23 protein-coding genes, 1 tRNA gene and 1 pseudogene are annotated in these 25,493 nt (G+C 63.0%); 12 read left to right on the top strand and 13 right to left on the bottom strand.

Annotated features, from left to right (window positions below):
• Positions 1 to 159: 159 nt before the first annotated feature.
• A pseudogene (locus BLT42_RS00840) lies at positions 160 to 821 on the bottom strand (IS6 family transposase).
• Between BLT42_RS00840 and BLT42_RS15190 the strand changes: the two are divergent.
• A complete protein-coding gene (locus tag BLT42_RS15190; protein WP_233342237.1) occupies positions 744 to 923 on the top strand; it encodes a hypothetical protein in 180 nt (59 codons plus the stop codon). The pseudogene BLT42_RS00840 and the gene BLT42_RS15190 overlap by 78 nt on opposite strands.
• A 113-nt stretch (positions 924 to 1,036) precedes the next feature.
• On the opposite strand, the gene BLT42_RS00835 is transcribed toward BLT42_RS15190, so the two are convergent.
• Positions 1,037 to 1,126: transfer RNA gene (locus BLT42_RS00835), tRNA-Ser, on the bottom strand.
• 151 nt (positions 1,127 to 1,277) lie between these two features.
• Between BLT42_RS00835 and msrA the strand changes: the two genes are divergently transcribed.
• A complete protein-coding gene (msrA, locus tag BLT42_RS00830; protein WP_091765300.1) occupies positions 1,278 to 1,934 on the top strand; it encodes a peptide-methionine (S)-S-oxide reductase MsrA in 657 nt (218 codons plus the stop codon).
• A gap of 112 nt (positions 1,935 to 2,046) precedes the next feature.
• Positions 2,047 to 2,721 (top strand): HAD-IB family phosphatase, encoded by a 675-nt coding sequence (locus BLT42_RS00825; protein ID WP_176780184.1) that lies wholly within the window; start codon positions 2,047 to 2,049, stop codon positions 2,719 to 2,721.
• Here the strand turns inward: BLT42_RS00825 and serA are convergent.
• The 9 genes from serA to BLT42_RS00780 form a co-directional block, all read right to left on the bottom strand.
• Positions 2,718 to 3,926, bottom strand: a complete 1,209-nt coding sequence (serA, locus tag BLT42_RS00820; protein ID WP_091765290.1) for a phosphoglycerate dehydrogenase — start codon at positions 3,924 to 3,926, stop codon at positions 2,718 to 2,720. The genes BLT42_RS00825 and serA overlap by 4 nt on opposite strands.
• 148 nt (positions 3,927 to 4,074) lie before the next feature.
• On the bottom strand, positions 4,075 to 4,644 hold the full coding sequence (locus tag BLT42_RS00815) for a DUF4287 domain-containing protein (protein ID WP_091765285.1): 570 nt from the start codon (positions 4,642 to 4,644) through the stop codon (positions 4,075 to 4,077).
• Positions 4,645 to 4,704: 60 nt separating this feature from the next.
• Complete coding sequence (locus BLT42_RS00810; protein ID WP_091765279.1) at positions 4,705 to 5,253, bottom strand: redoxin domain-containing protein; 549 nt, start codon at positions 5,251 to 5,253, stop codon at positions 4,705 to 4,707.
• 119 nt (positions 5,254 to 5,372) lie between these two features.
• Positions 5,373 to 7,181, bottom strand: a complete 1,809-nt coding sequence (lepA, locus tag BLT42_RS00805; RefSeq protein WP_091765272.1) for a translation elongation factor 4 — start codon at positions 7,179 to 7,181, stop codon at positions 5,373 to 5,375.
• An 879-nt stretch (positions 7,182 to 8,060) separates the two neighbouring features.
• Complete coding sequence (locus BLT42_RS00800; RefSeq protein WP_091765265.1) at positions 8,061 to 9,227, bottom strand: dipeptidase; 1,167 nt, start codon at positions 9,225 to 9,227, stop codon at positions 8,061 to 8,063.
• A 116-nt stretch (positions 9,228 to 9,343) separates the two neighbouring features.
• The gene (locus BLT42_RS15065; RefSeq protein WP_176780183.1) at positions 9,344 to 10,675 is read right to left on the bottom strand and encodes a hypothetical protein; all 1,332 of its coding nucleotides are present in this window, start codon (positions 10,673 to 10,675) and stop codon (positions 9,344 to 9,346) included.
• A 131-nt stretch (positions 10,676 to 10,806) separates the two neighbouring features.
• Positions 10,807 to 11,157, bottom strand: coding sequence for an Hpt domain-containing protein (locus BLT42_RS00790; protein WP_091765259.1), 351 nt, complete (start codon positions 11,155 to 11,157; stop codon positions 10,807 to 10,809).
• 144 nt (positions 11,158 to 11,301) lie between these two features.
• Positions 11,302 to 11,982 (bottom strand): ChrR family anti-sigma-E factor, encoded by a 681-nt coding sequence (locus BLT42_RS00785; RefSeq protein ID WP_091765252.1) that lies wholly within the window; start codon positions 11,980 to 11,982, stop codon positions 11,302 to 11,304.
• Positions 11,979 to 12,557, bottom strand: coding sequence for a sigma-70 family RNA polymerase sigma factor (locus BLT42_RS00780; RefSeq protein ID WP_233342236.1), 579 nt, complete (start codon positions 12,555 to 12,557; stop codon positions 11,979 to 11,981). The genes BLT42_RS00785 and BLT42_RS00780 overlap by 4 nt, the downstream gene beginning before the upstream one ends.
• Before the next feature lie 184 nt (positions 12,558 to 12,741).
• Between BLT42_RS00780 and BLT42_RS00775 the strand changes: the two genes are divergently transcribed.
• The 7 genes from BLT42_RS00775 (at position 12,742) to BLT42_RS00745 (ending at position 19,975) form a co-directional block, all read left to right on the top strand.
• Positions 12,742 to 14,100: an NAD(P)/FAD-dependent oxidoreductase gene (locus BLT42_RS00775; RefSeq protein ID WP_091765249.1), complete on the top strand. Its 1,359-nt coding sequence runs from the start codon at positions 12,742 to 12,744 to the stop codon at positions 14,098 to 14,100.
• Positions 14,097 to 14,870 carry a DUF1365 domain-containing protein gene (locus BLT42_RS00770; RefSeq protein WP_091765246.1) on the top strand — a complete coding sequence of 258 codons (774 nt, stop codon included), beginning with the start codon at positions 14,097 to 14,099 and terminating at the stop codon, positions 14,868 to 14,870. Before BLT42_RS00775 ends, BLT42_RS00770 begins: the two co-directional genes overlap by 4 nt.
• Entirely contained in the window at positions 14,870 to 16,117 is a 1,248-nt protein-coding gene (locus BLT42_RS00765; protein ID WP_091765243.1) for an SAM-dependent methyltransferase, read from the top strand. Before BLT42_RS00770 ends, BLT42_RS00765 begins: the two co-directional genes overlap by 1 nt.
• 107 nt (positions 16,118 to 16,224) lie before the next feature.
• A complete protein-coding gene (gene modA, locus BLT42_RS00760) occupies positions 16,225 to 16,977 on the top strand; it encodes a molybdate ABC transporter substrate-binding protein (RefSeq protein WP_233342235.1) in 753 nt (250 codons plus the stop codon).
• A complete protein-coding gene (modB, locus tag BLT42_RS00755) occupies positions 16,977 to 17,648 on the top strand; it encodes a molybdate ABC transporter permease subunit (RefSeq protein ID WP_091765237.1) in 672 nt (223 codons plus the stop codon). The genes modA and modB overlap by 1 nt, the downstream gene beginning before the upstream one ends.
• A complete protein-coding gene (modC, locus tag BLT42_RS00750; protein WP_091765235.1) occupies positions 17,638 to 18,738 on the top strand; it encodes a molybdenum ABC transporter ATP-binding protein in 1,101 nt (366 codons plus the stop codon). The genes modB and modC overlap by 11 nt, the downstream gene beginning before the upstream one ends.
• 97 nt (positions 18,739 to 18,835) lie before the next feature.
• Positions 18,836 to 19,975 carry a CaiB/BaiF CoA transferase family protein gene (locus BLT42_RS00745; RefSeq protein ID WP_091765846.1) on the top strand — a complete coding sequence of 380 codons (1,140 nt, stop codon included), beginning with the start codon at positions 18,836 to 18,838 and terminating at the stop codon, positions 19,973 to 19,975.
• A 7-nt stretch (positions 19,976 to 19,982) separates the two neighbouring features.
• Here BLT42_RS00745 and BLT42_RS00740 read toward each other — a convergent pair whose 3' ends face one another.
• Positions 19,983 to 21,659 carry a methyl-accepting chemotaxis protein gene (locus tag BLT42_RS00740; protein WP_091765232.1) on the bottom strand — a complete coding sequence of 559 codons (1,677 nt, stop codon included), beginning with the start codon at positions 21,657 to 21,659 and terminating at the stop codon, positions 19,983 to 19,985.
• Between the two features lie 245 nt (positions 21,660 to 21,904).
• Complete coding sequence (gene proB / locus BLT42_RS00735) at positions 21,905 to 23,062, bottom strand: glutamate 5-kinase (RefSeq protein ID WP_091765229.1); 1,158 nt, start codon at positions 23,060 to 23,062, stop codon at positions 21,905 to 21,907.
• A gap of 298 nt (positions 23,063 to 23,360) precedes the next feature.
• Between proB and BLT42_RS00730 the strand changes: the two genes are divergently transcribed.
• Both BLT42_RS00730 and BLT42_RS00725 read left to right on the top strand, forming a co-directional pair.
• Positions 23,361 to 24,140, top strand: coding sequence for a pyrroline-5-carboxylate reductase family protein (locus tag BLT42_RS00730; RefSeq protein WP_091765227.1), 780 nt, complete (start codon positions 23,361 to 23,363; stop codon positions 24,138 to 24,140).
• Between the two features lie 20 nt (positions 24,141 to 24,160).
• On the top strand, positions 24,161 to 25,447 hold the full coding sequence (locus BLT42_RS00725) for a glutamate-5-semialdehyde dehydrogenase (protein WP_267887687.1): 1,287 nt from the start codon (positions 24,161 to 24,163) through the stop codon (positions 25,445 to 25,447).
• The last annotated feature ends 46 nt before the right edge of the window (positions 25,448 to 25,493 follow it).

Raw genomic sequence — 25,493 nt, 5'->3', positions numbered from 1 at the left:
AAAACCTACCAAGTGGGTTGCTGTAAGAGCCTTATAATATGCCCAGTTTTACGTATTTCAAGCAAAGATGGAGGAGAATGACGAGATCATGCCAGGGCGGTGCGCAGGCGCTGTCAGACCAATGCGAACCGGTCTCCGAAATCGACCATCAACCTTAACTCAGACGGGGAGCTGGCGCCATTCGGCCAGGGCGGCGGATCGGTTCTGCTTGAATGTTTCTCTGCGGTTCAGGTGGCGTTCGTGGCTGGAGTGATTGTGGACGGATGATTGGGCCGAGACGAATCTCTGGAGTGTCTCGAAGCTGCGGAAATTGCCCATCGCACGCTCCTTTCGCCTGAAGGGAAGGCGGGAGCTTTCGGCGCGGTTATTGAGCCATCGCCCGGTCTCCTGGCGGCCGGCATTGCCGATTAGTTTCATCGCGGCTTTGTATGACTTCAGCCGATCCGTCACCACGACTTGCGGATGACCCTATCGCTTCTTCGTTCTACGCAGGAACCTCAACGCTGCCTTGCGATCCCGGCGCCTCGTGACATAGGCCTCAAGCACCTTGTCCTCGTGATCGACGGCGCGCCAGAGATAGTGAAGCTCACCGTTTATGTTGGCTCTGCCGCCCTTCGGCTCACGAAAACCTCGTCCAGGTGCCACCGCCATTGAGTGTGGGCTCGCATTGAGGCAGATCGTTTCTTGCGGATCTGCGCTGCGAACAATGTCCCGAACCTGTTCCACCAAAATCGCACCGTCTCGTGCGTGATATCGATCCCGCGCTCGTGGAGCAGATCCTCGACGTTTCGCAGCGAGAGCGGAAACCGGATATACATCATCACCGCAAGGCGGATGATCTCGGGCGAAGTCTTGAAATATTTGAATGGATTACGCATCGGGTGGGGCTAGGGAACTGCGTCGCCGCGCTCAACCCGTTTTAATCTGACAGCACCGTCAGATCAGGGGTCAGATAAGGATGGCGTTGGGAAAACCCGCCATGTTACCGCGCCTTGGCGGGGCGGGCCCGTGAGGTGAGACCGGTGTCGGGGGTTAGTGGCGGTGAGGGTGGGATTCGAACCCACGAGACGGTTCCCCGCCTACACACTTTCCAGGCGTGCGCCTTCGACCACTCGGCCACCTCACCGCGAGGAGCGCGGACTATACGCATCACGGGGGCCAGAGCAAGTGACCTCAATCAGCTGCGACCGGCTGCGCAGCAGGCGGCGGCAGTTTCGGCTCTGGCAATCGCGCCGGGAGTGCCTATTTTGATGGCAGCCCCTGTCCAGGAAATCCCCATGACCCAGCCCGCTGCCAATTCCGCCATCATCACCGCCGACCAGGCCCTGCCCGGGCGCCCGACGGCGATTGCCACCGCCAGCCATCATTTCGTGACCGGCCGGCCCTTGAAGGTGGAGCGGCCGGAAATGATGGAGGAAATCTTCTTCGGCATGGGCTGTTTCTGGGGCGTGGAACGCCTGTTCTGGGAAGCCGAGGGTGTCTGGCACACAGCGGCCGGCTATGCGGGCGGGCACACACCCAATCCGACCTATGGCGAGGTCTGCTCCGGCTCGACCGGTCATGCCGAGATCGTGCGGGTGGTCTATGATCCGCAGGAGATTTCGCTCTCCGCCCTGCTCAAGCTCTTCTGGGAGGGCCATGATCCAACCCAGGGCATGCGCCAGGGCAATGATCGCGGCAGCCAGTACCGCTCGGCAATCTACGTCACGACGCCGCAGCAGGCGCTGGAAGCACAGCTCAGCCTGACCGCCTATAACAAGGCCCTGGCAGCGCATGGTCGCGGCCCGGTCACAACCGAGATTGCCGAGAACCGGCCCTTCTTCTATGCCGAGGACGATCACCAGCAATATCTCGCCAAGAATCCCGGCGGCTATTGCGGGCTGTCCGGCACCGGCATCGTCTGCCCGATCGGCACCGGGATCGGCGCGGCCTGAGACCGGTCCCGGCTGATGCCGGACTTGCGGTGGCATCGCCGCAATCAGGGAATCGCCGCAGATTGATGAGACTGCGGGTCCGCCGGGCCCGTCCACGCATGGAACCGGTTATTTGGCACGTTTGATCGCCTTCGATGTCGACTCGACGCTGTTGCGGGTGGAATCCCTCGACATGGCGCTGGAGGCTGCCCTGTCAGCCCTGCCCGATGCGGCCGGCGCCAAGAAACGCCTGCATGACATCACCAATGCCGGCATGACCGGCCGGATGGCGCTGCGTGATTCCCTCGAGGCACGCCTGCAACTGGCCGCGCTCGACCGCGACATGGTGGCGCGGATCGCCGAAGAGCTGCGCAAGCGCGTGACACCAGGCATGGCGGCCCTGCTGCGGCAATTACGGGCCCAGGGCGATGAATTGCACGCGGTCTCCGGCGGTTTCGCCGACCTGCTTGAACCGGTGCTGGGCGATCTCGGCTTTGGCCGCAGCGAGATCCACGCCAATGAATTCGTCTACGAGGGCGGCCAGGTCATCGGGCTCAATCCCGATTGCCCGCTATCGCGCAATGGTGGCAAGGCGGAGATTCTCAACCGGATCTCGCGCCCGGCCAAAACCACCATCATCATCGGCGATGGCATGACCGATTTCGAAGCCTTCGAGCAGGGCGCGGCCGACAAATTCATCGGCTTCGGGGTCATCGCCCAGCGCGAAGTCGTGCTCGCCGCCGCCGAATGGGCCGGCGAAAGCTATGTCCGCAGCGTCAACGCCCTGGCCAGCCTGCTCAAGACCTAGCCGAGGATCAGGCGCGCCCGGATCGTGCCGTCCATTGCCTTGATGCGCTCGAGGAAGTCCGCGGGCAGATCGCCTTCGAGATCGGCGGCGACATAGCCCAGCTCACCGCGGGTCTCCAATTGCTGGGCCGCGATATTGGCACCGGCTGCACTGACCGCATCATTGAGCCGCGACAGATAGCCCGGCGCATTGCCGTGGAAGCTCAACAGCCGAACGCGTCCGGCCTTGATAGCCCCCGGCTCGATTTCCGGGACATTGACAGCACCCTTGGTGGCCCCGTGGCTGAGAAAGCGGGCCAGCTTGGCCGCGACATCGTCGCCGATTGCCTCCTGGGCCTCCAGCGTCGAACCGCCGACATGCGGGGTGAGGATGATGTTCTCGAATTTCTGCAGCGGCGTCACAAAGGCTTCGTCCTTCGAGGCCGGCTCCTTCGGGAAGACGTCGACTGCGGCGCCGGTCAGATGGCCGCTTTCCAGCGCCGCGCACAGGGCATCGATATCGACCAGATCGCCACGCGCCTGGTTGATCAGGATCGAGCCCGGTTTCATGCGGGCAATCGCCTGGGCGTTCATCATATTATGGGTCGTTGGCAATGAGGGCACGTGCAGGGTCACGACATCACACATTTCGAGCAATTCATCGAGTGTGCCGACCGAGCGCGCATTGCCATGGGCCAGCTTGGGTTCGACATCGTAGAAATAGACATGCATGCCCAGCCCGCTGGCCAGCACGCTCAATTGCGATCCGATATTGCCATAGCCGACAATGCCGAGCTTCTTGCCGCGCACTTCGTGGGAATTGCTCGCGGATTTGAGCCATTCGCCGCGCTTGGCAGCGGACGCGCGCAGCGGCACCCCGCGCATCAGCATGATGACGGAGGCCAGCGTCAGTTCGGCGACCGAGCGCGTATTGCCGAACGGGCCATTGAAGACCGGAATGCCATGGCTGGAGGCAGCATCGAGATCGACCTGGTTGGTGCCGATGCAGAAACAGCCCAGTGCCAGCAGACGCGGCGCGGCGTCAAAGGCGGTCGCGGTCATTCTGGTGCGCGAGCGGATCCCGGCGATACGCGCGTCGGCGAGAGCGGCGTGCAGCGCCGCCGGCTCGAGCGCCGAGGCATGACGCTCAATGCGCAAGCCTGCGGCCAGCAAGGGTGCATCGGCCACCGGGTGAAGATTCTCAAACAGGACGGCGGTATCGGTCATGGGGCGCTCCTCGGCATTCGGCGCCAGACTAGGAGGATTTCGCTGCACCGCAACATCAACGGGAGGAATTTTGCACGCATGCGGCGGTTTTTCGCAGCCGGAAACCCTGATCATGCGTCAAACGGGCCAGGGAGCCGCAAGAATCGTCTCAACTGGCCTCATAGGCGGCACGGAGCCAGTCGATCACCGCCCCGTCGACTTCATCGGCACCCTGCAGCCGCACCCGATGTGTGACCATCGCATTGAAGGAGCCTGCCGCCTCCAGCCGTCCGGCCGGCGGCATGGCGCCAAGATTGAGCCCGAGATCGAGGCGCGTCCTGGTCGAGGGTTGCACGATGGCGAATTGTTTCGACCGGCGCAGCGAGACATAGGCCTTCTTCGGCGCGAGCTCCACATCATCGCCAAGACTGCGGGCGACCTCCATCAGACGGTCATGGATGGGCCTCAACCCCGCCTTGCCGGCATATTGCGCCTCGACCAGATCGGCTTCGGACCCGGCCGTCTGCGGCGCGAGCCTTTCGGGATTGAGGCTCACCGTCGCCACGAGATTGGCATAGCCATGGGTCAGCCCGTGCTCGCCCTTGAGCCAGGCGAGGATCTTGCCATGCTTGCGCTCGGAAACAGTGCCCGCCAGAACCAGCCATTCATCGAGCGAACGGCCGGTCTTCTCCGGCATGTTGGCAATCATGCTCTGCAGCATCTCGTCAGGCGTGGCCATTCGGTCTCCCTCCCGTCAAAACGGGTTCAGGCTAGCCAATCACTCCGGATGGGAAAACCCCTATTCGCCCGAAGCAGGCTCGGTCGGGTCCGCCAGGGCATGCAGGGCGTCCAGCGTCAGGGTGACGTGTTCATTCGGGTTGTTGTCGGTGTGCTTGAACGCGATCTCACCATCGGCGGCGATCACATAGGAGGTGCGGTTGGTCCAGCCCGGACGCATCATCAAGCCGACGCCATAGGCCGAGACCGTTTCGCGTTCGACGGCAGCGACCGGAAAGGCGCTGGCACAATGCGCTTCGGAAAACTCGGACAGACGGTCCGTATTCCCGGCGGTCAAGCCAATCAGCGTGGCGCCGGCGGCGGCGAATTCGGCGGCGGACTCGGCAAACAGGGCCGCTTCGACATTACAGCCCCCGGTGAAAGCAGCCGGGAAGAAATACATCACCACCGGACCTTCACTCAGCGCCGCGGCGAGATCGAACTGGATGGCTTCGCCACCGAGAAAACCGTCGGCCTGGAAGAGAGGGGCCGTGTCGCCAACTTCGGGCGCAGCAAAGGCCGGCGCGGCAAGACAGGCGGTGACGGCAAGGCTGGCGAGAAAACGGCGCATGATGAACTCCAGGGGTTTGGGCAGAGATATCCTAGCGCATAAATGCGCCCTGCCGGAAAATAAGCAAGGGCGCGCGGCCAATCAGACGGCTCGCTCACCAAAAGGTGAGCGGAGCCAGCCTAGTTGTCGTCCATCTTGAGCGCGGCGATGAAGGCTTCCTGCGGGATTTCGACCTTGCCGAACTGACGCATCTTTTTCTTGCCGGCCTTCTGCTTGTCCAGAAGCTTGCGCTTGCGCGAGGCGTCGCCGCCATAGCATTTCGCGGTCACATCCTTGCGCAGGGCGGACAGGGTTTCACGGGCGACGATACGGCCACCGATCGCGGCCTGGATCGGGATCTTGAACATGTGGCGCGGGATCAGATCCTTGAGCTTTTCGCACATGGCACGGCCACGCTGTTCGGCCCGGCCGCGATGGACCACCATGGAGAGCGCATCGACCGGCTCGTCATTGACCAGGATCGACATGCGAACGAGATCGCCCTCGCGATTGTCCACCCAGTGATAATCGAAGCTGGCATAGCCCTTGGAAATGGATTTCAGCCGGTCATAGAAATCGAACACGACTTCATTGAGCGGCAATTCATAGATCAGCATGGCCCGGCTGCCGGCATAGGTCAGTTCGAGCTGATTGCCGCGGCGGTCCTGGCAAAGCTTGAGCACGCCGCCGAGATATTCGTCCGGCACCAGGATGGTGGCCTTGATCCAGGGTTCGGCGATCGAGCGGATCTTCATCACATCGGGCATGTCGGCCGGATTGTGCAGATCGACCGTGGTGTCGTCGGTCATCTCGAGCTTGTAGACCACGGACGGCGCCGTGGTGATCAGCTCGATATTGTATTCGCGTTCGAGGCGTTCGCGGATGACTTCCAGATGTAGAAGGCCGAGGAAGCCGCACCGGAAACCGAAGCCGAGTGCCGCCGATGTCTCCATCTCATAGGAGAAGCTGGCATCATTGAGAGCGAGGCGTTCGATCGCCTCGCGCAAATCCTCGAATTCGGCACTGTCGACCGGGAACAGGCCGCAGAACACCACCGGCTGGGCCGGTTTAAAGCCCTTGAGCGCTTCGGTCGCGGGGCGTCGGTCATCGGTGATGGTGTCACCGACGCGGGCATCGCGAACCTGTTTGATCGAGGCATTGAGATAGCCGATCTCGCCGGGGCCCAGGCTGTCGATCGATTCCTTCTTGGGCCGGAAGACGCCGACGCCATCGACCGGATAGGCCCCGCCGGAACGCATCAGGCGAACCTTCATGCCCTTTTTCAACGTGCCCTCGATGATCCGCACCAGGCAGATCACGCCGAGATAGGGGTCATACCAGCTATCAACCAGCATCGCCTTGAGCGGCGCATCGGGGTCACCCACCGCTGGCGGCGGCAAGCGCTTGATGACGGCTTCCAGCACGTCTTCAATGCCCAAACCGGTCTTGGCGGAAATCTCGACGGCTTCCGAGGCGTCAATACCGATCACATCCTCGATCTGCGCCTTGACGCGCGGCACATCGGCGGCCGGCAGATCGATCTTGTTGAGCACGGAGACGATCTCGTGATCGACATCAATCGCCTGGTAGACATTGGCCAGCGTCTGCGCCTCGACGCCCTGGGAGGCATCGACGACCAGAAGCGAACCTTCGCAAGCGGCCAGTGAGCGATTGACCTCATAGGCGAAATCGACATGGCCTGGGGTGTCGATCAGATTGAGGATATAGGTCTTGCCGTCCTTGGCCGGATAATCGAGGCGCACAGTCTGGGCCTTGATGGTAATGCCCCGCTCGCGCTCGAGATCCATATTGTCGAGCACTTGCTCCTTCATCTCACGATTGGTCAGCCCGCCCGTATACTGGATCAGGCGATCGGCCAGGGTGGATTTGCCGTGGTCGATATGGGCCACGATGGAGAAATTGCGGATCAGGGATTGGTCAGTGCTCATGGTGCGGGAGGTAGCATTGCCGCGCGATCAGGCCAAGCGGGATGGGCTGTTTGCTTTATGCACGCCGGAAAATCTCCACGCGACTTGCCGCTGGAGGGATAGGAGGGTGCGGGACGCCGGCGAATGCCGGGTAACCGGTAGTGAAAGTAGCGTGACATTCGAGACGTCCCGCACGTGCAGTTTTCCCGTGGCGTCTCCACCGCCGTTTCCAATTCAATCAGGTATTCGGGTCGGTCGTTTAGTGCCGTCAGACCTGAAAGAACGCCCTGCCAGCGCTCAGGTTGTCACCCCTTCGCCCGGACAGGCTGCACGCTCCCGATCGCCGCGACTGACTGAGCTCGTGCCTCCCGTGCGACCGGAACGGGTGGATTGTGCGTCAGGCGCGAGGGGGCGGGGATAAATTGACCCATAAATCGTCATTCCAGCGAAGGCTGGAACCCGGTTCGTAGAGCAAAAGGGTCGGAAACTGGCGCCAAATCAATGAGATGTCGGTGCGTGAATCCGGGTCCCAGCCTTCGCTGGGATGACGATGATTTGTATGCCTGGTGCTGGATAAGTCACGTCAGCGCGGAACGAACACCGGCACCAAACACCCCACCCCACCGTCATCCCACGGTGCTCGGGCGCGCTTTGCGCGGCTGAGTGTCCGGGGGAGCTCAGCGATCCGGTGGGCCGGCGCGCTCCGCTGTTACTGACGGCCAGCGTTACCGATGAGGTCCCCCGGGCGCGCTTCGCGCGCCGTGGGATGACGGAGGGTTTATTGGCAGGGGTGGCAGGCCAGTCCGTCGCGCCCGTCATCCTCACCAGCTCCGCCCCGGACTGCGTCCGGCGCACCGCTTCCGGATTACCGCCTCAAATGCAGCGAGTGAGGAACAGGCCCTACCCCGCCGGCAGATTCTCCAAGAAGAACCGGATCGTGTTCTCGCCCATCACGGCGCGGATATCCGCCTCGCTGAGACCGGCCGCCAGCAGGCGATCCGTCAGCACCGCGTATTCCGAAGCGTCAAACGTCGCCGTGATCGTGCCATCATAATCAGACCCCAGCGCGACATGCTCGACGCCCAGCAAATCGATCGCGGCGAGGATGGTCGCGGCGACGCCTTCCGGCGTGTCATCACAGGTGACGTCGGCCCAGAAGCCAATGCCGATAACACCGCCGCGCCGGGCAACCTCAGCCATCAGATCGTCGGGGATATTGCGCTTGGCTTCGCAATGACCGTGAATGCCGGTGTGGGAGATGACCAGCGGGACATCGGTCATGTCGAGCACTTCGCGAACCACGGCCTGGGAGGAATGGGCCAGGTCGATGATCATGCCGTGTTCGACGATGCGGGCGACAGCGGCGCGGCCGAAATCGGTCAGGCCGGCATTCGAGACGCCGTGCAGCGAGCCTCCAAGCTCATTGTCGAAGAAGTGCTGCAGGCCGATCATCCGGTAGCCCTCATCATAGAGGCCGTCGATATTGGCCAGATCGCCCTCGAACGGGTGTCCGCCCTCGGTGGCGAGAATGCCGACCAGCACATCGGTATCACCGGCGCGGCGCTCCAGGGCTTCGGCCAGGTCCCCGCGGGTCAGGGCGACGATGAAGTCACCATCCGAGCGCTCGGCCACACGCATCAGGCGCCGGGCATGGAAGCGGGCGCGGGCATAGATGGAAGTCCAGGTGTCGAGGGGCCAGCGCTGGACAATGGCGAGCGGGGTGATGTTGTCACTGTCGGCGGTATTGCTGTCGTAATTCATGTCGGCCGGCGTCTTGGTGACGCTGGAAAAGACCTGTAACGCGACATGGCCGGCGCGCAGGCGCGGCAGATCGGTATGGCCACGATCATTCCAGCGCGTCGGATCGCGCATCCACAGCAGCATGTCGGAATGCAGGTCGGCGACGCGCAGGCTGTCATGCAGGGCCGTCGCCTCGGTGGATATGGCATAGGGGTCGTGGGCGGTGACGGCATTCATGTCGTGGTCGAGCTTGGCCGGAAGAACACCGAATACGCCGATGGCGACAGCCACCAATAGAGCCGCAGCCACTGCCAGGATTATACGCATGTCATTCCCCCGAAAATCTGTTTGATCGCGAGAGTGCCACAGCGCGCCGGGCTTGCAAGCAAAAGGGCCGCCCGATCTCCCGGACGGCCCTCTCAATGCACTCGATGCTGTCAGATCTATTCGCTGTAGAGCTCGGAGATCGACAGGGAAGCGGTGGCGTTATTGCCCTGGCTGTAGGAGCCGATCCAGATGTCATAGACACCGGATGCCGCATTATTGAAGCGCAAGGCCGGGTTCAGACCGGCATTGCCGCCATCATCATCACAGAACCAGTTGCCGTTCGGATCATTGATCAGCAGCGTCGTATCGGAGCTCGAGGCCGCCGAGATGATCAGCGGCAGGGAACCGGCCGAATAGGTCAGCTCGAAATCAGGCGCAGACGCGACCCAGCCGGCACAGCCGGAGCGGACGCTATCGGCCCGATAACCACCACCGGAAGTGATGCTGACACGGTATGGGTCAGGCTGGAAGCCGGCGCGCAGCGACACGGAGCCATAGGCGGCAGGCGCAGCCATATTGATGCCCGACCGCGGCTGTGGCCGAGGCTGGGGACGCGGTTGCTGGCCGGCAACCTGGCCGATTTCCGAGATCGACAGGACCGAGGTCGCATAATCGCCCTGGGAGTAGGAACCCACCCAGATGTCGTAACGACCGGAAGCCAAATTGGCCAGCGTCACCAGAGGGTTGAGGCCATTGCCGCTATCATCGTCGCAATACCAGTTGCCATAGGCGTCATTGACGACCAGCGTCGTGTCCGAGCTGGATACGGCACCAATGGTCAGCGTGTCATAACCGCCGGCGCTGTAATTGACCGAGAAATCAGGCGCATCGGCGATCCAGCCGCGGCAGGAACTGCTCAGCTGAGCGGCGCTGCGCGTGCCGCCGGAGGTCACATTCACCGTATAGGGATCGGGTGTGAATCCGGCCCGCAGATTGGCGCTGCCGAAAGTTGCTGGCGCATAGGTATTGGGGACATTGGATGTGCCCTGGGTCAGGCCGATTTCGGAGACCGAGAGAGTGGTGGCGGCATAATCGCCCTGGGAATAGGAACCGATCCAGACATCATAGCGACCGGACCGTGGATTATTGAGCTGAACCAGCGGGTTGAGGCCCTGGCCGCTATCATCATCGCAATACCATTCGCCATTTGGCCCGTTGACCAGCAGGGTCGTGTCCGAGCTCGAGGTCGCGCCGATCGTCAGATCATAACCGCCGGCCGCGTAATTGATCGAATAATCGGGTGCATTGGCGACCCAGCCGCGACAGGACGAGGACACATTGCTGGCCTGGATCGAACCGCCGGACGTGATGTTGACGTTATACGGATCGGGCGTGAAGCCGGCATTGAGATTGACACTGCCATAGGTTGGCGGCGCCGAGTAATCCTGGGCGAGCGCGGCGCCCGCCATCAGTGCGGCAGATGCCGTTGCGAGCAAAAATGCTTTCATCTTGATTTCCCCTTGAACGATCGCCGGGGGCTCGGCCCACCCCGTGCAAGCCGCCCCGGCAGATGCCAGACCTCCATACTAGAGGGTTTTCCGGGTGAACCCTAGCTGAATGAAGGACTTTTTTTTTGATTTCAGGCCTGGCCCGACGCCATCAGGCAGGCGACTGCAGACGCCAGTACGGCGGGCAGTTCGCCCTCCTCGCCATGCTCGCCGCGCTCGAGCGCTCCGGCCAGATGGCCCAGCCGTGTGAGGCCGACATTGAGCGCTGCGCCCCGCAGGCCATGCGCGGCCGCGCGCGCGGCGGCCTCGTCACCATCACGGCGGGCCTGGATATGCGTCGCTGCGAGAGATTGGAAGTCCGCAACGAACTGGGCTTTCAGGGTCGCGAAAGTGTCCGCGCCAACCGCCGCAACCAGGGCCCCCACGGCAGTTTCGTCGATTTCTGCATAGTCGCGCCAACCCATCGCCTGGTCCGTCATCATTCATACCCTTCCGAGATTTTCTGCCAGCCTGCCCGGTTGGCGATGCGCGCCTTCAGTCGCGAGGCGAAACCAGATTAGGGTGATATCCTGATCAAGCCGTAAACCGCATGCAGCGCCAGTGGCCGGCAGAGTGTCCGCGGGGCATCAAAGGCCGGTAAAAACCTGCAGCGCCCGCAAGAGCGGGTCGTCAAAGCGCAACTTGCCCTGGGTCAGTGCGAGACAGATGCATTCCTCGCCCTCACCAATCTGGATATCATGCTCGACCCCGGGATCGGCCTCCTCGACATCACCGCGTACATACCGCTGATCGCCATCGAGGAAGGAACCCTGCAAGACGAGCGTCAATTCGGTACCGCGATGACCATGGCGCGGGATGGCGACACCTGGACGCGCGCGCAGCAGCCAGAGGCGCTCATCGCTCTCGCCATGCCACAGCATCGCCTTTCTCAGACCGGGGCCGAGAAACTCCCAGCGCAATTTGATCCCTTCCCGGTCGATGAAATCGCACAACACCGCGGGCAGGCATTCGGGCCGGTCGACCGCGGCCGCCGGTATGGCCGCAGCAGGCTCAGGCGGGGTCCGGGCGGCATCAAATGCCTCGTCGAGGGCGAAAATATCATCCGCATCGAAGGCGAGTTCACCCTTGTCCTCAACCGATTCCAGCATGGCACCACCAATCCGCGCCATCGAGACAGCATGCGCCCGCGCCGGCACGGACACTTCCAGATGCGAACGCAACAGCATGTCCTGACCCGGCGACATCGAGGCACCGGCGGCATGGTCGAGATACCAGCCCTGTTCGAGGAAATAGCCTCTCCGGCTCATTGCAGATCTCCAAGGCTGAGTTTCAATTTGTCCATCGCCAGACGGATTCGCGATTTGACCGTCCCCAGCGGCAAAACCAGGCGGACGGCAATATCGCTGTGGGACAGGCCTTCCATGAAAGCCAGTTCAAGCACCCTGCGCTGATCCTCCGGCAGGGTCTGGAGCGCCTCGCTCACAGCGCTGGCATCCTGGCCGCGGGCATAGAGTTCATCGGCGGCCGGGATTTCGCCGGGGCGCAGGGATGGATCGGTCAGGTCGACACGATCAGCCCGGGCCAGCTTGCGATACTGGTCGATATGGAGGTTGCGCGCGATCGTATAGACCCAGGTCGACACGGCGGATTTGGCGACGTCATAGCTTTCGGCACGGCGCCAGATAGCCAGCATGGTGTCCTGGGCCAGGTCATCGGCCTGGGCAGAGGGCAAGCCGCGGCGGACCAGAAAGCCGCGCACACGCGGCGCGAAATGATCGAACAGACGGCGGAAGGCCTCACGGTCCCGGTCGGCGCCAATGCGCTCGACAAGACCAGCCAGCTCCGCAGCATCCATCAGCCCTGCCTGCGACGGCGCAGCCATCCCCATTCGCCCCTTTTCCAGGCCAGTCCGCCCGCGCAACCGGGGCGAATTCAATATCTGAGCGACAGCGTACATGCCCAGACTACGGCGCCCGCGGCGGGATGGATCACATGTGACTGCAGTGATCCACACCGGGCCAGCGCTCGTAACCCCTTTCATTGACCACAATTATCGGGCGCGGCCAATGGGTGCACTACAACAGAAAAAGCGGATCGCGGTGATCGGTTCGGGAATTGCCGGACTGTCAGCGGCCTGGCGTCTGACACTGCATCATCAGGTCACCCTGTTCGAGGCGGCCTCCCGGCCAGGCGGCCACGCCCATACGGTCGAGGTCGATATCGACGGCGAGCCGGTCGCCGTGGATACCGGCTTCATCGTCTTCAATCCGGCCAATTACCCCAATTTCACAGCCATGCTCGACCTGCTCGGCGTCGAAACCGCGCCCAGCGACATGTCATTTGCCGCCTCGCTCGACGGTCATGGCTTCGAATACTCGTCGCGGCCCGAAGGCCTGTTCGCCCAAAAGCGCAATCTTCTTCGGCCTCGCATGTGGCGCATGCTGCGCGACCTCTTGCGCCTGCACGCGCATTCCAAAGTGCTCGATGCCGCGTCCGAGCCGCGCTGCCTTGATCAATTCCTGCGCGATGAGGGCTATTCGCGCACCTTCCGCGACGACCATATCCTTCCCATGTGCGCAGCGATCTGGTCCTCACCGGTCGCCACCATGCGCGGCTATCCGGCCAGCGCCTTCTTCGAGTTTTTCCGCAATCACGGCCTGCTGCAGGTGCTCAACCAGCCCGCCTGGCGCACCGTGACGGGCGGTAGCCGCCACCATGTCGAGGCACTGATCGATCTCTTCACCGGCGACTTGCAGTTATCGACGCCAATCCGCTCGGTCACGCGCTCCAATGACTCGGTGACCCTGCATCCAGTCGACGGCGACGCCATGCTGTTCGACGAAGTGGTTTTCGCCTGCCATAGCGACCAGGCCCTGAAACTTCTGGCCGATCCCACACCGCAGGAGATCAACCTGCTCGGGGCCATCCGTTACCGCGATAATATCGCTGTCCTGCATACCGATACGCGGCTCATGCCGCGGCGCAAATCGGCCTGGGCGAGCTGGAATTATCTCGATACGCCGGACAGAACCGGGCAGGAACGCATCAGCCTGACCTATTGGATGAACCGGCTACAGCCGCTGGCAACCGCCAAGCCGGTGCTGGTCACCCTCAATCCCGATCTCGCCCCGGCGCCCGACCTCGTCCTGCACACGGACCATTATGCCCATCCGGTCTTCGACGCCGCCGCGATCGCGGCGCAGCGGCAAATCCATGAAATCCAGGGCGATAATCGCAGCTGGTATTGTGGTGCCTGGCTGGGATCGGGATTTCACGAGGACGGGCTGCAATCGGGACTCGCCGTTGCCGAGGCACTGGGCGCCCCGGAGCGCCCCTGGGGCCTGGAGGGCATGACCGGACGCATCGTCTGGCCGGACCATAATGCGGCGCAGACCGGAATTCGCCGGACCGTTAGCGCTCAATGACGCCGCTGCCCGCCTCACTTCTCGATGGCGATATCGGCCATACCCGGCTGGGGCCGAAGCGCCACAGCCTGCGCTATCGCATGCACTCCGTCCTGCTCGATATCGACGGGCCGCAGCTGGCCCGGATCCGCTCCCCCCTGTTTTCGGTCAATCGCTTCAATCTCGTCAGCTTCCAGGCCCGCGATCACGGGCGCGGCGACGACAGATTGCGGCCCTGGGTGCGTGAGCAACTGGATGGTGAGGCAGCGGACTTCGAGCTCGGCCGGGTCCAGATCCTCGCGGCGCCCCGCGTGCTCGGCCTGGTCTTCAATCCGGTGACGGTGTTGTTTTGCCATGATCGGTCGGAGGCCTTGCGGGCCGTGATTTTCCAGGTCAGCAATTTTCATGGCGGGCGCCGCGCCTACACTTTCATGCTGCCGCCGGCCTTCCCGGGGAAAAGTCTGCGCTTTTCCAGCAGCAAGCGCTTCTTTGTCTCGCCCTTCAATGACACGAATGGCGAATACCGCTTCCGGCTCGACCGCGACCAGACCGGTCTGCGCCTGGCGATCCAGCTCTACCGCGAGGGCGCCTGCGTCCTCAGCGCCGTCCAGAAATGCACAATCGAGCCCCTGACGACGCGCAATCTTGTCCGCGCTCCGTTTTCGCTGGCCTTCAATACAATCAAGATCGTCGGCGCCATCCTGCTGGAAGCCGCACGCCTTCGCCTCAAGGGGCTAAGGCTGTATACTCCCCGGCACGGCTCCATCGACACCAGACCCTGGAGACAATGATGGATATCTATTCGGACCAGGCCGGTGACACTGGCCAACCGGAATCCGGCAGCGCGCTGGACCGTTTCATCGCCAACCGTTTGCGTCACGCCCTGTCCGGTCTGGACAGCGCACATCTCGTCATCCAATTGCCCTCCGGCTATCGGGTTTTCTGTGGTGACCCGGCGGCGAGTGCCCAGGCCGAATGGCGGCTGAAGCGCTGGAATGCACTGTTGCGGCTGGGGGGTAGCGGCGCGCTGGGCTTTGCCGAAGGTTATGTGAATGACGAATGGGACACGCCCGATCTGCGCGCCCTGCTCGATGTGCTCGCCCGCGCTTTCGACCAGATCAGTGTCGCCCAGGCGAGGGGCGGGCCGAGCCGCATCATCGGCCAGGTCCAGCACTGGCTCAACGCCAATACCCGCAGCGGCAGCAAGCGCAATATCGCCTTCCACTATGATTTGGGGAACGCTTTCTACGCGCTCTGGCTCGATGCGAGCATGACCTATTCCTCGGCCTGTTTCACGGCGCCAGACCAGAGCCTGGAATCGGCACAGGCGGAGAAATATCGCCGGATCTGCGTCGCCGCGCAGTTGAAGCCCGGCGATCATGTGCTCGAAATTGGTTGCGGCTGGGGCGGATTTGCCGAAGTGGCCGCGCGCGATTTCGGTTGCCGTGTCACCGGCGTCACCCTGTCGACAGAGCAGCTGGACTACGCCCGGGCCCGCATCGCCAAGGCCGGGCTGGACGGCCAGGTCGAGCTGCAGATCCGCGATTATCGCGATATCGACGAAAAGTTCGACGCCATCGTCTCGATCGAGATGTTTGAAGCGGTCGGCGAGGCGCATTGGCCGGTCTATTTTGACCAGCTGGCGCATTGCCTGAAACCCGGCGGCCATGCTGCGCTACAGGTTATCACCCTGCGCGAAGCCGATTTCGAAGATTATCGCGGCACGGTCGATTTCATCCAGAAATACGTCTTTCCCGGCGGCATGTTGCCGCCGCCGCAGGCGCTTGCCCGCGAAGCCGCCCGGGCCGGGCTGGAGGATATCGGCGCCGAGATGTTTGGCGAAGATTATGCCGACACCCTGCAGCGCTGGCACACCGACTTCGATGCGGCCTGGCCCCGGATCCGGGAATTGGGCTTTGACGACCGCTTCGCCCGCATCTGGCGCTACTACCTCGCCTATTGCGAGGCCGGCTTCCGCTCGGGCCGTTGCGATGTCGGTCAATTCGTCTATCGCAAACCCGACCCCGCCACGGCCTGAGTCGCGGCTCTGGACCGCGCGACCGATCCGCCGTCAAATGGGGCGAGGGGCTTGGCAGCCACCGGGAGCGGAGCTCATTGGCCTGGACGGATCAGATACGCAGCATTGTGAGCGCCGGAGCGCTGGCGCTTGGCTGGCTGTTTCACCCTGCGCCAGCGGCGGCGGACCAGGCGCTGATCGCCGTTGCGTCGAATTTCAACACGACGGCACGCGCGCTGCAGACCCGGTTCGAACAAACAGGCGAGCATACCGTGCTGATCACGCCGGGCTCAACCGGCCGGCTCTATGCCCAGATTCTCCACGGCGCGCCCTTCGATGTGCTGCTGTCGGCTGACCAGGAGACCGTAAACCGCCTTGCGGCGCAGGGTCGAACCGTGTCCGGCACGCAATTCACCTATGCCGTGGGGCATATCGCCCTGTGGTCGACCAATGGCTCTGACACATCAGGCCCGATAGCGGACAGGCTGCGTGAAGGCCGCTACCGCACGCTTGCCATCGCCAACCCGGCACTTGCGCCCTATGGCGCCGCGGCCCGCGAGGCGCTGCAGGCGCTTGAATTATGGTCCCCGGCGCAAGACCGGCTCGTCACCGGCGAAAGCATAGCTGCCGTCCAGGCGATGTTAATCACCGGCAATGCCGATCTGGGCGTCGTCCCGGTTTCGCAATTCGCCGGCACAGATATGAGCGCCGACCCCGACTACTGGGCGATACCCCCGCATCTTTACACGCCGATCCGTCAGGATGCGGTGCTGACGCGGCACGGGCAGGACAATCCGGCGGCGCGGGCCTGGCTGGATTTCCTGGCCAGCGCGGAGGCGCGCGAAATCATCTCCGCCCATGGCTATGGTGTTGAGGAATAATGCCTGATCTCGGCCCACTCTGGCTCAGCCTCGAACTCGCGGCGATCACCACCGCGATCCTTCTGGTGCTCGGCACACCGCTGGCCTGGTGGCTGGCGCGCACACGCTCGGTGCTGAAACCGGCGATCGAGGCCCTGACCGCCCTGCCGCTCATCCTGCCGCCGACCGTGATCGGCTTCTACCTGCTCATCCTGCTCAACCCGACTTCGCCGGTCGGCCGTTTCTGGCTGACCCTGACCGGCGATACGCTGACCTTCTCCTTCACCGGCCTGGTTGTGGCCTCGGTAATCTACTCCCTGCCCTTCATGGTGCAGCCGCTGCAGAGCGCTTTTGAAAGTGTCGGCCGCGCGCCCCTGGAAGCCGCTGCGAGCCTCGGCGCCTCGCCGCTGGACGCCTTTTTCAGCGTCGCCGCGCCGCTTTCGATTCGCGGTTTTCTGACCGCCTCGATATTGAGCTTTGCCCACACAATCGGGGAATTCGGTGTCGTGCTGATGGTCGGTGGCAGTATTCCCGGCCAGACCCGCGTCATCTCGATTGCGATTTTCGAACAGGTCGAGAGCCTGCAATACCAGGACGCCCATATCCTCTCGGGCATGCTGATCGCCTTCTCCTTCATCACCCTGCTGGTCGTCTACAGCCTCAATCGCCGGTTCCGTGTCCATGTCGGATGATCTGCTATCCCTGCAGCTGCGCTCCCGGCGCGGTGGTTTCGACCTTGATATCGAGGCGGAAATTCCGCTCGCCGGCATTACCGCTGTGTTCGGCCCCAGCGGTAGTGGCAAGACCAGCCTGTTGCGGCTGATCGCCGGTCTCGACCGCCCCGATCAGGGCCGCCTGGCGATGGGCGAGGCAGTCTGGGTCGACCGCGCCCGGCATGTTTTCACCCCGGCCCACCAACGGCCGGTCGGTCTGGTCTTCCAGGACGCACGCCTGTTTTCCCATCTCAGCGTCGCGGGAAATCTTGACTACGCACAGCGCCGCGCGGCGACCGGCCCGACACGTTTCGATCCCGAAACGATCATTGAAGCGCTTGACCTGGCGCCGCTATTGCCGCGCCGGCCGGCCTCGCTGTCGGGCGGCGAAGCGCAACGCGTGGCGCTCGCCCGTGCCCTGCTGACCCAGCCGCGCCTGCTTCTGCTCGACGAGCCGATGGCCGGGCTCGACCATGCCCGCAAGGCCGAGCTTCTGCCCTATCTCGACACGACCTTGCGGCAATTGGGCATTCCCGCGCTCTATGTCAGCCATTCCGTCGAGGAAGTGGTGCGCCTGTCTGACCGTGTTCTGGCCCTGTCCCGAGGTCAATGCGTCGCGATGGGACCGGTCGAGGATGTCTTCGCGCGGCTGGATATCGAACCGCTGGAACGGGATTTCGAGGCCGGTTCGGTCCTGGCCGGTCATCTGGTCGACCAGGATGAACGCCTGCAGCTCAGCCGGATCGATATTGGCGGACAGATACTGGAATTGCCGATGCCCGCCGCCCTGCAGCCGGGCGATGCGGTCAGGCTGCGGATCCGGGCCCGTGATGTCGCGATCGCCACGCTGAAACCGCAGGCGATCAGCATCCGCAACGTGCTCGATGGCCGGATCACGAGCATCACCGCCGATGAAAACTCCCCCTATGCCGATCTGACCCTCTCGATCGGCACCAGCCCGTTGAAGGCCCGTCTCACCCGCGCCTCGGTCGAGGCGCTGCAACTGGCACCCGGCCTGGCCGTCTATGCCCTCGTCAAGAGCGCCAGTTTCGACCGCGGCCCGGGCTGATCGTCGCAGCCGGTCCGGCGACGCTTTGCGGCGTTGGCGCGACAGCGTATGAGCAGACCATCGCCGGTTTTTTCAAGGAATTCCCATGACACAAGCGATCGACAACAAGCCACTCGCCGGCCTCAAGGTACTGGAACTGGCGCGCGTGCTGGCCGGGCCCTGGATCGGCCAGACCCTGGCCGATCTCGGCGCTGATGTGATCAAGGTCGAAGCGCCGCGCGGCGATGATACCCGCCAATGGGGCCCGCCCTGGGTCGAGCATGAGAGCGGCCGGGCGGCGGCCTATTATCATTCCTGCAATCGCGGCAAGCGCTCGATCGCGCTCGACTTCACCAGGCCGGAAGATCGCGATCTGGTGCTGGAACTGGTCGATGGCGCCGATGTTCTGGTCGAGAATTTCAAGGTTGGCGGGCTGGCCAAATACGGGCTCGACTATGACAGTTTGAAAACGCGCAATCCGCGCCTGGTCTATTGCTCCGTCACCGGTTTTGGCCAGACCGGGCCCTATGCCCACCGGGCCGGCTATGACCTGATGATCCAGGCGATGAGCGGGATCATGGACCTGACCGGAGAGCCCGACCGGCCGCCCCAGCGCCTGGGCGTCGCCTTCGCGGATATTTTCACCGGCGTCTATGGCGTGATCGGTGTCCAGGCGGCCCTGGCCCAGCGCGAGAAGACCGGACTTGGCCAGCATGTCGACATGGCGCTGCTCGACAGCATGATGGGTGTGCTGGGCAATCAGGCGATGAATTATCTGACCACCGGGATCACACCGCACCGGCTCGGCAATTCACACCCGAATATCGTGCCCTATCAGGAGTTTGCCGCCAGTGATGGGCATATCATCCTGGCCTGCGGCAATGATGGCCAGTTTGAACGCCTCTGCACCCTGCTGGACTTTCCGCCGGATGTACTTGCCCGCAATCGCACCAATGCCGAACGCGCGGCCAACCGGAGCGAACTGGTGGCCCAGATCGCCGCCGCCATGGCGCGCTTCACGCGTGAGGGCTTGCTTGCCGCGCTTGAAAAAGAAGGCATTCCGGCCGGGCCGATCAATACGGTCGAACAGGCCTTCCAGGATGTCCAGGCCCGACATCGTGGCCTGGCGACCGAAGCCGATGGGATTCCCGGCATCCGCAATCCGATCCGCATGTCCGGCGCCGATGTCGGCTCGGGCCAGCGCTCGCCCGGTCTCGACGAACATGGCGCCGAGATCCGGGAGCGTTTGTGGGACTAGTCTGCGGTCAGGCGGCGCGGATTGTATTCAGGAACTGGTCGAACTCATCCTTCCAGGCGCCCTGATTGCGGGCCATGTCGGTGCAGGAATTGAGCACGTCGCTGGAGACCTGGTCGGTCTGCTGGGTGAATTCGGCGACCTGGCCGACATCGGTGGCTGCCTTGGTCGCGCCCGCCTGGGCCCGCTGGGCCGACTCGGCGATTTCCGAGGTGGCGACGCGTTGCTGTTCGATCGCCGCGGCCGAGGCCGTTGCCAGTTCGCCCAGCTGGGACACGGCTGCGAGCGCCGCCGCCGTCGACTTGGCGCAGGCCTCGGTCGAGGACTGGATCGCCGAGATGCGCTGGGTGATCTGCTGGGTTGCACCGGATGTCTGCTCGGCGAGCGCCTTGACCTCGGAAGCCACGACGGCGAAGCCCTTGCCGGCCTCACCGGCCCGCGCCGCCTCGATGGTCGCGTTGAGCGCGAGCAGATTGGTCTGCGAGGCGATGGTGTCGATCAGATCGATAATGGCACCGATCGCCTGGGCCGATTCCGCCAGCTGTTCCACAACCTCGGAACTGACGCGGGTTTCCTGATCGGCGACCTGCGACAATTCACTGGTACGGGCGACCTGGCTGGAGACTTCCGCGATGGAGGCGGCGAGTTCCTCGGCGGCGGCGGCGACCGATTGCACGCTGCTGGCGGTCAGATCGGCGGCCTGGCGGGCCGAGTTGGACTGGCCGGCGGCCTCGCTGGACCGGGACTGCATCTGGCCGGCGGCCAGCTCAAGGCTTTCCGAGGAACGCATGACACTCTGCATCAGATTGGAAGACGCATCCTCAAAGCGTTCCACGGCCTGCCGGGTCGCTTCCTGCTGACGCATCTTGGTTTCGGCTTCGGCATCATCACGCGCGCGCACCTCATCGGCGGCCGTCAGGGCTGCGTCGAGTTGCGACAGGGCGCGGCTGAGCTCACCAAACACATCGGCGCGCTCCTGGCCGGCGATCTCGACATGCCGATCACCGCGGGCCAGGGCCGTGAGGACCTGCTGCACGCTGGCGACCGAGCGCCGGATCGACGCACCGATCATGATGGTCAGCCCATAGAGTACGCCCGCCGCGACCAGCACGGCGATGACCCCGATCCAGAAGCTGAGCGTGTGCATGGTGTCGAGTTCGGCCCAGCCGGCGCGCAGGTCATCGGCCGTGCCGTCGCGGACACTCTCGATCATCGTGTCCATATCGTCGTCGAATACGGCCAAGCGTTCAGTATAGGCGATGGTGTCCGCTGTCGTCAGGTTCCGAACCTGCGCTTCAAGCTCGCCGAACAACGCGGTCAGCGCGGTATATTCGGTCTGGATTTCGTCAAATGTCGCCTGATAGCGGGCATCGAGCCCGGTGGCCCGCGTATTCTCGATCGCAATCCCCAGATCGGTCAGATTTCCGCGCGCATCGGCAATGAAATCATCGGTCGGCAGGGCCAGCATGCGGTAGGTGTCACGCAGGAAGGAGGTCATGTCCTTCTCCAGCGCATTGGCCGCGACATTGGCGATGGTCGTTTGCCGCGACTCTGTGACGACCCGCGCCACCGCACTGCCCACCAGGCCGTTGACGAGCACATAGAGCAGCATGGCGCCGATCGAAGCGACCGCGAGCAGGGACAGGCGGCCACGCAAGGACATGTTTTGCAGGTTGATTGCAGGCATCAAGGGACTCCATGGCCCGGACCGGGCGGCGTGACAGGTCAACCGGTCGACGCGATGAAGTCTTGCGCAGGCCAGCTTCCCATTTGACGAGGACCCGCAAAAACGGGTTCGCCGAACGAACTGACACCATTAATTGTCAAGGTTAATCGGAGGCTACGCCGTGCCGGCCGCCCCAGTCATATTTTATCCATGCGGGAAGAAAAGCCTGCGGCAACCGGAGCGCGGTGCGCTCCGGCTGAATGCCGTCAGGACGCGACCAGGGTGACCTGGTCGGTTGGCACGTCCCAGGGCAGATGGTGATTTTGCAGCATCACCAGGTTTTCCGGACTGATCACGCGTGTGCCGCCTTCATAGCCGAGCAATTCGCTGATCGGCTGGTCGAGATGCCGCGCCAGGAGAAGCGTTTCATTGGACGAGAAATTGGTCAGGCCGCGGGCGCATTCCTCGTCGGCCTCGTTATAGATGTGCAGCACATCGCCCTTCTGGAAATCGCCATGGATCGAGACGATGTCGGCGCGCTCGACGACGAGGTCGCCGGCGAGCATGGCATCAATCCGCTCCTGCTTGAGCACCAGGCTGCCGGCCATTTGCAGGCGATTGGTCAGCCAGACAGCCCAGGAGGAGGCCGGCGTACCCTTGGCGACGCAACGCGTATGACGGCGCTCCTTGGCAAGGATGGAGGAGATCGGCCGCTCGATAATGCCGCGCGCGATCAGCGTCTCGCAACCGGCATCCTGCGCCATGTTGGCCGCATGCATCTTGGTCAGCATGCCGCCGCTTCCCAGCGCGCTCGTACTGTCGGTCACGGCCAGGTAGGAACTGACATCATCAATCGTTTCGATGAATTGGGCGCCCGGCTCTGAAGGGTCGCGATCATAGAGGCCGTCGACACTGGTCAGGATGATCAGATGATCAGCCTGGATCATGTGCGCGACCTTGGCCGCCAGTCGGTCATTATCGCCAACCCGGATTTCCTGGGTCGTAACCGTGTCATTCTCGTTCACGACAGGCATCACACCATGCTCGAACAGGCGCTGGATCGTGTTGCGGATATTGAGGAAGCTGCGGCGCTCCTCGATATCCCCCAGAGTTACCAGTACCTGGCCGATAATATAGCCATGCTCGGCGGCAACCTGGCCGTAGGCGTTCAGCAGGAGTGGTTGACCGCAAGCGGCGGCGGCCTGCTTGTCGAGCACATCGGCCTCTTCGGGGGATTTGTTCACGGCATTGAGTCCGAGCGCGACGGCGCCGGAAGAGGTCAACACAACATCATAACCCTGCTCGCGCAGATCGGCGATGTCGCTCAGAAGCCCGTGCATGAAGGCGTATCTCAGGGTCAGTCGCTTGCTGTTGGCCAGAAGGCTCGAGCCGATCTTTACAACAATTCTCTTGCGCGCACTCAAAACAGGTCTCCGTTCGATATCAGGGGGAAATTTTGTGGGTTGATCAGTCTATACGGGAATACGAACCGCATTTCAACCAACCGACTCCTGTAATGGCAAATACATTATATCATCTCTTGCCCTAATTTTGCCCTTTAACGCTTCTGCCCTTACTCACAAATTCGATACGGTATTGGACTCTGTGAGAAATTTGCGTTCGCTTTGCTTATAAGATACTACACGCTCTGAAATGACCGCAGGCCAGTGCTAGCCCAGCTTCTGTGATGGCCGCCCAGCAGGTCGTGACAGAGGATTATTGATGCAGATCTTGTTGATCGGGTGCGGAAAAATGGGCGGCGCCATGCTGCGCCGCTGGCTCCAGTCAGATATTGCGCGTTTCACCGTCGCCTCACCCAATGGCGGCTCCGTGCCGCCGGGCGTCGAGCATGTGCGCTCGCCCGCAGAACTGGGTGAACGCCTGTTTGATATGGTGCTGATCGCGGTGAAACCGCAAATGATCGATACGGCACTGCCACCCTATATGCCGCATCTGGCACCGGATGGCTGCCTCGTCTCGATTGCCGCGGGCTATTCCAGTGCCCGCATAACCGCCCTGATCGGCGAGAGCCCAGTGATCCGGCTGATGCCCAATTTGCCGGCAATGATCGGCCAGGGCGTCAACGGCCTGTTCGCCAATGCGACGTGCACAACCGCTCATCGCGAGGCCGCAACGGCACTGGCGAGCGCAACCGGCTCGGCGATCTGGGTCGAGGATGAAGACCAGATCGACCGTATCACAGCCGTCGCCGGCAGCGGTTCAGGCTATGTGTTCGAAATTGCCCGCAGCTATGTCGCCGCGGCCGAAGCCCTGGGCTTCGACACGGCGACGGCACGAACCCTGGTGCTCGACACCATGGCCGGTGCCATCGAGATGGCACGGCAATCCGACCAGTCGCTCGAGACCCTGCGCAAGGATGTCACGAGCAAGAACGGAACGACCCAGGCCGGGCTTGAAGCCCTGATGCAGGACGGACAGCTCGACACGCTGCTCGAAAACACCACCAAGGCCGCTTACGCGCGGGCCATAGAGCTGCGATAACAGTCGCCGCCTGCCCGCCCATCACCACCAGACAGACCACAAGGAAAATAATGTCCGAGACCGTGCAAGACTATGTGAATGAGCTGGGCCGCAAGGCCAGGCAAGCCGCCGGCGCTCTCGCCGGAGCCACCACAGAACAGAAGAATACCGCCCTGCGCGCCACCGCCAAGGCGCTGCGCGAGACCATGCCCGCTTTGCTCGACGCCAATCGCAAGGATGTCGAAAGCGTTGCCGGCAAAGGCAAGAATGCCGCTTTCATCGACCGCCTCGTGCTCGATGCCGGCCGGATCGAGGCGATGGCCTCGGCGCTGGAACAGATCGCAGACCTGCCCGACCCGGTCGGTCGCAAGCTGGCCCGCTTCGAACGCCCCAACGGGCTCGTCGTCGAACGCATCTCCGTGCCAATCGGCGTCATCGCCATGGTCTATGAATCACGCCCGAATGTCGGCGCCGATGCCGGCGCGCTCTGCCTGAAATCGGGCAATGCCATTATCCTGCGCGGCGGTTCGGAAAGCCTCAATTCAACGCGCCAGATCGTCGCCTGCCTTGCCGCCGGCCTGAAAGCGGCCGGTCTGCCCGAAGACGCCGTCCAGCTGGTCGACACCACAGATCGCGACGCGGTGAAATTCCTGCTGCATTGCGCCGACTATGTTGATCTCGTCATCCCGCGCGGCGGCAAGGGCCTGGTCTCCCTGGTCCAGCGCGAAGCGCGCGTGCCCACCCTGCTTCATCTCGATGGCAATGTGCACACCTATATCCACAGCGCCGCCGACCTGGCCAAGGCGACCGCCGTCGTCGTCAATGCCAAGCTGCGCCGCACCGGCGTTTGCGGTGCCACTGAAAGCCTGGTCGTCGACCGGGCGATTGCGGGACAATACCTGCCCGGCCTGCTCGACGCCCTCGGGGCCTGCGAAGTGCGCGGCGAGGCCGAATCCATCGCCATCGACGCCCGCATCAAGCCGGCCTCCGACGAGGACTGGGACACTGAATATCTCGATGCCATCCTGTCGGTGAAACTGGTCGATGACGCGGCCGAAGCCATGACATTCATCGAGGCCCATTCCTCGCATCATACCGATGCCATCATCACCGAAGACAGCGAGACTGCCGCCGCATTCCTGCGCACTATCGACTCTGCGGTCGTGATGCATAATGCTTCGACCCAGTTTTCCGACGGGGGCGAGTTCGGCATGGGGGCGGAGATTGGCATTGCCACCGGCAAGATGCATGCGCGCGGCCCGGTCGGACTCGAGCAATTGACCATCTACAAATATCTCGTCCTCGGCGACGGCCAGACCCGGCCATAAGGTCCCTGACCGCCGCCCAGACAACTCCCAATCCATGATCGTGAGC

It is taken from the genome of Maricaulis salignorans (assembly GCF_900103475.1).
Taxonomy (GTDB): domain Bacteria; phylum Pseudomonadota; class Alphaproteobacteria; order Caulobacterales; family Maricaulaceae; genus Maricaulis; species Maricaulis salignorans.
This window is presented reverse-complemented; position numbering and strand designations above follow the sequence as displayed.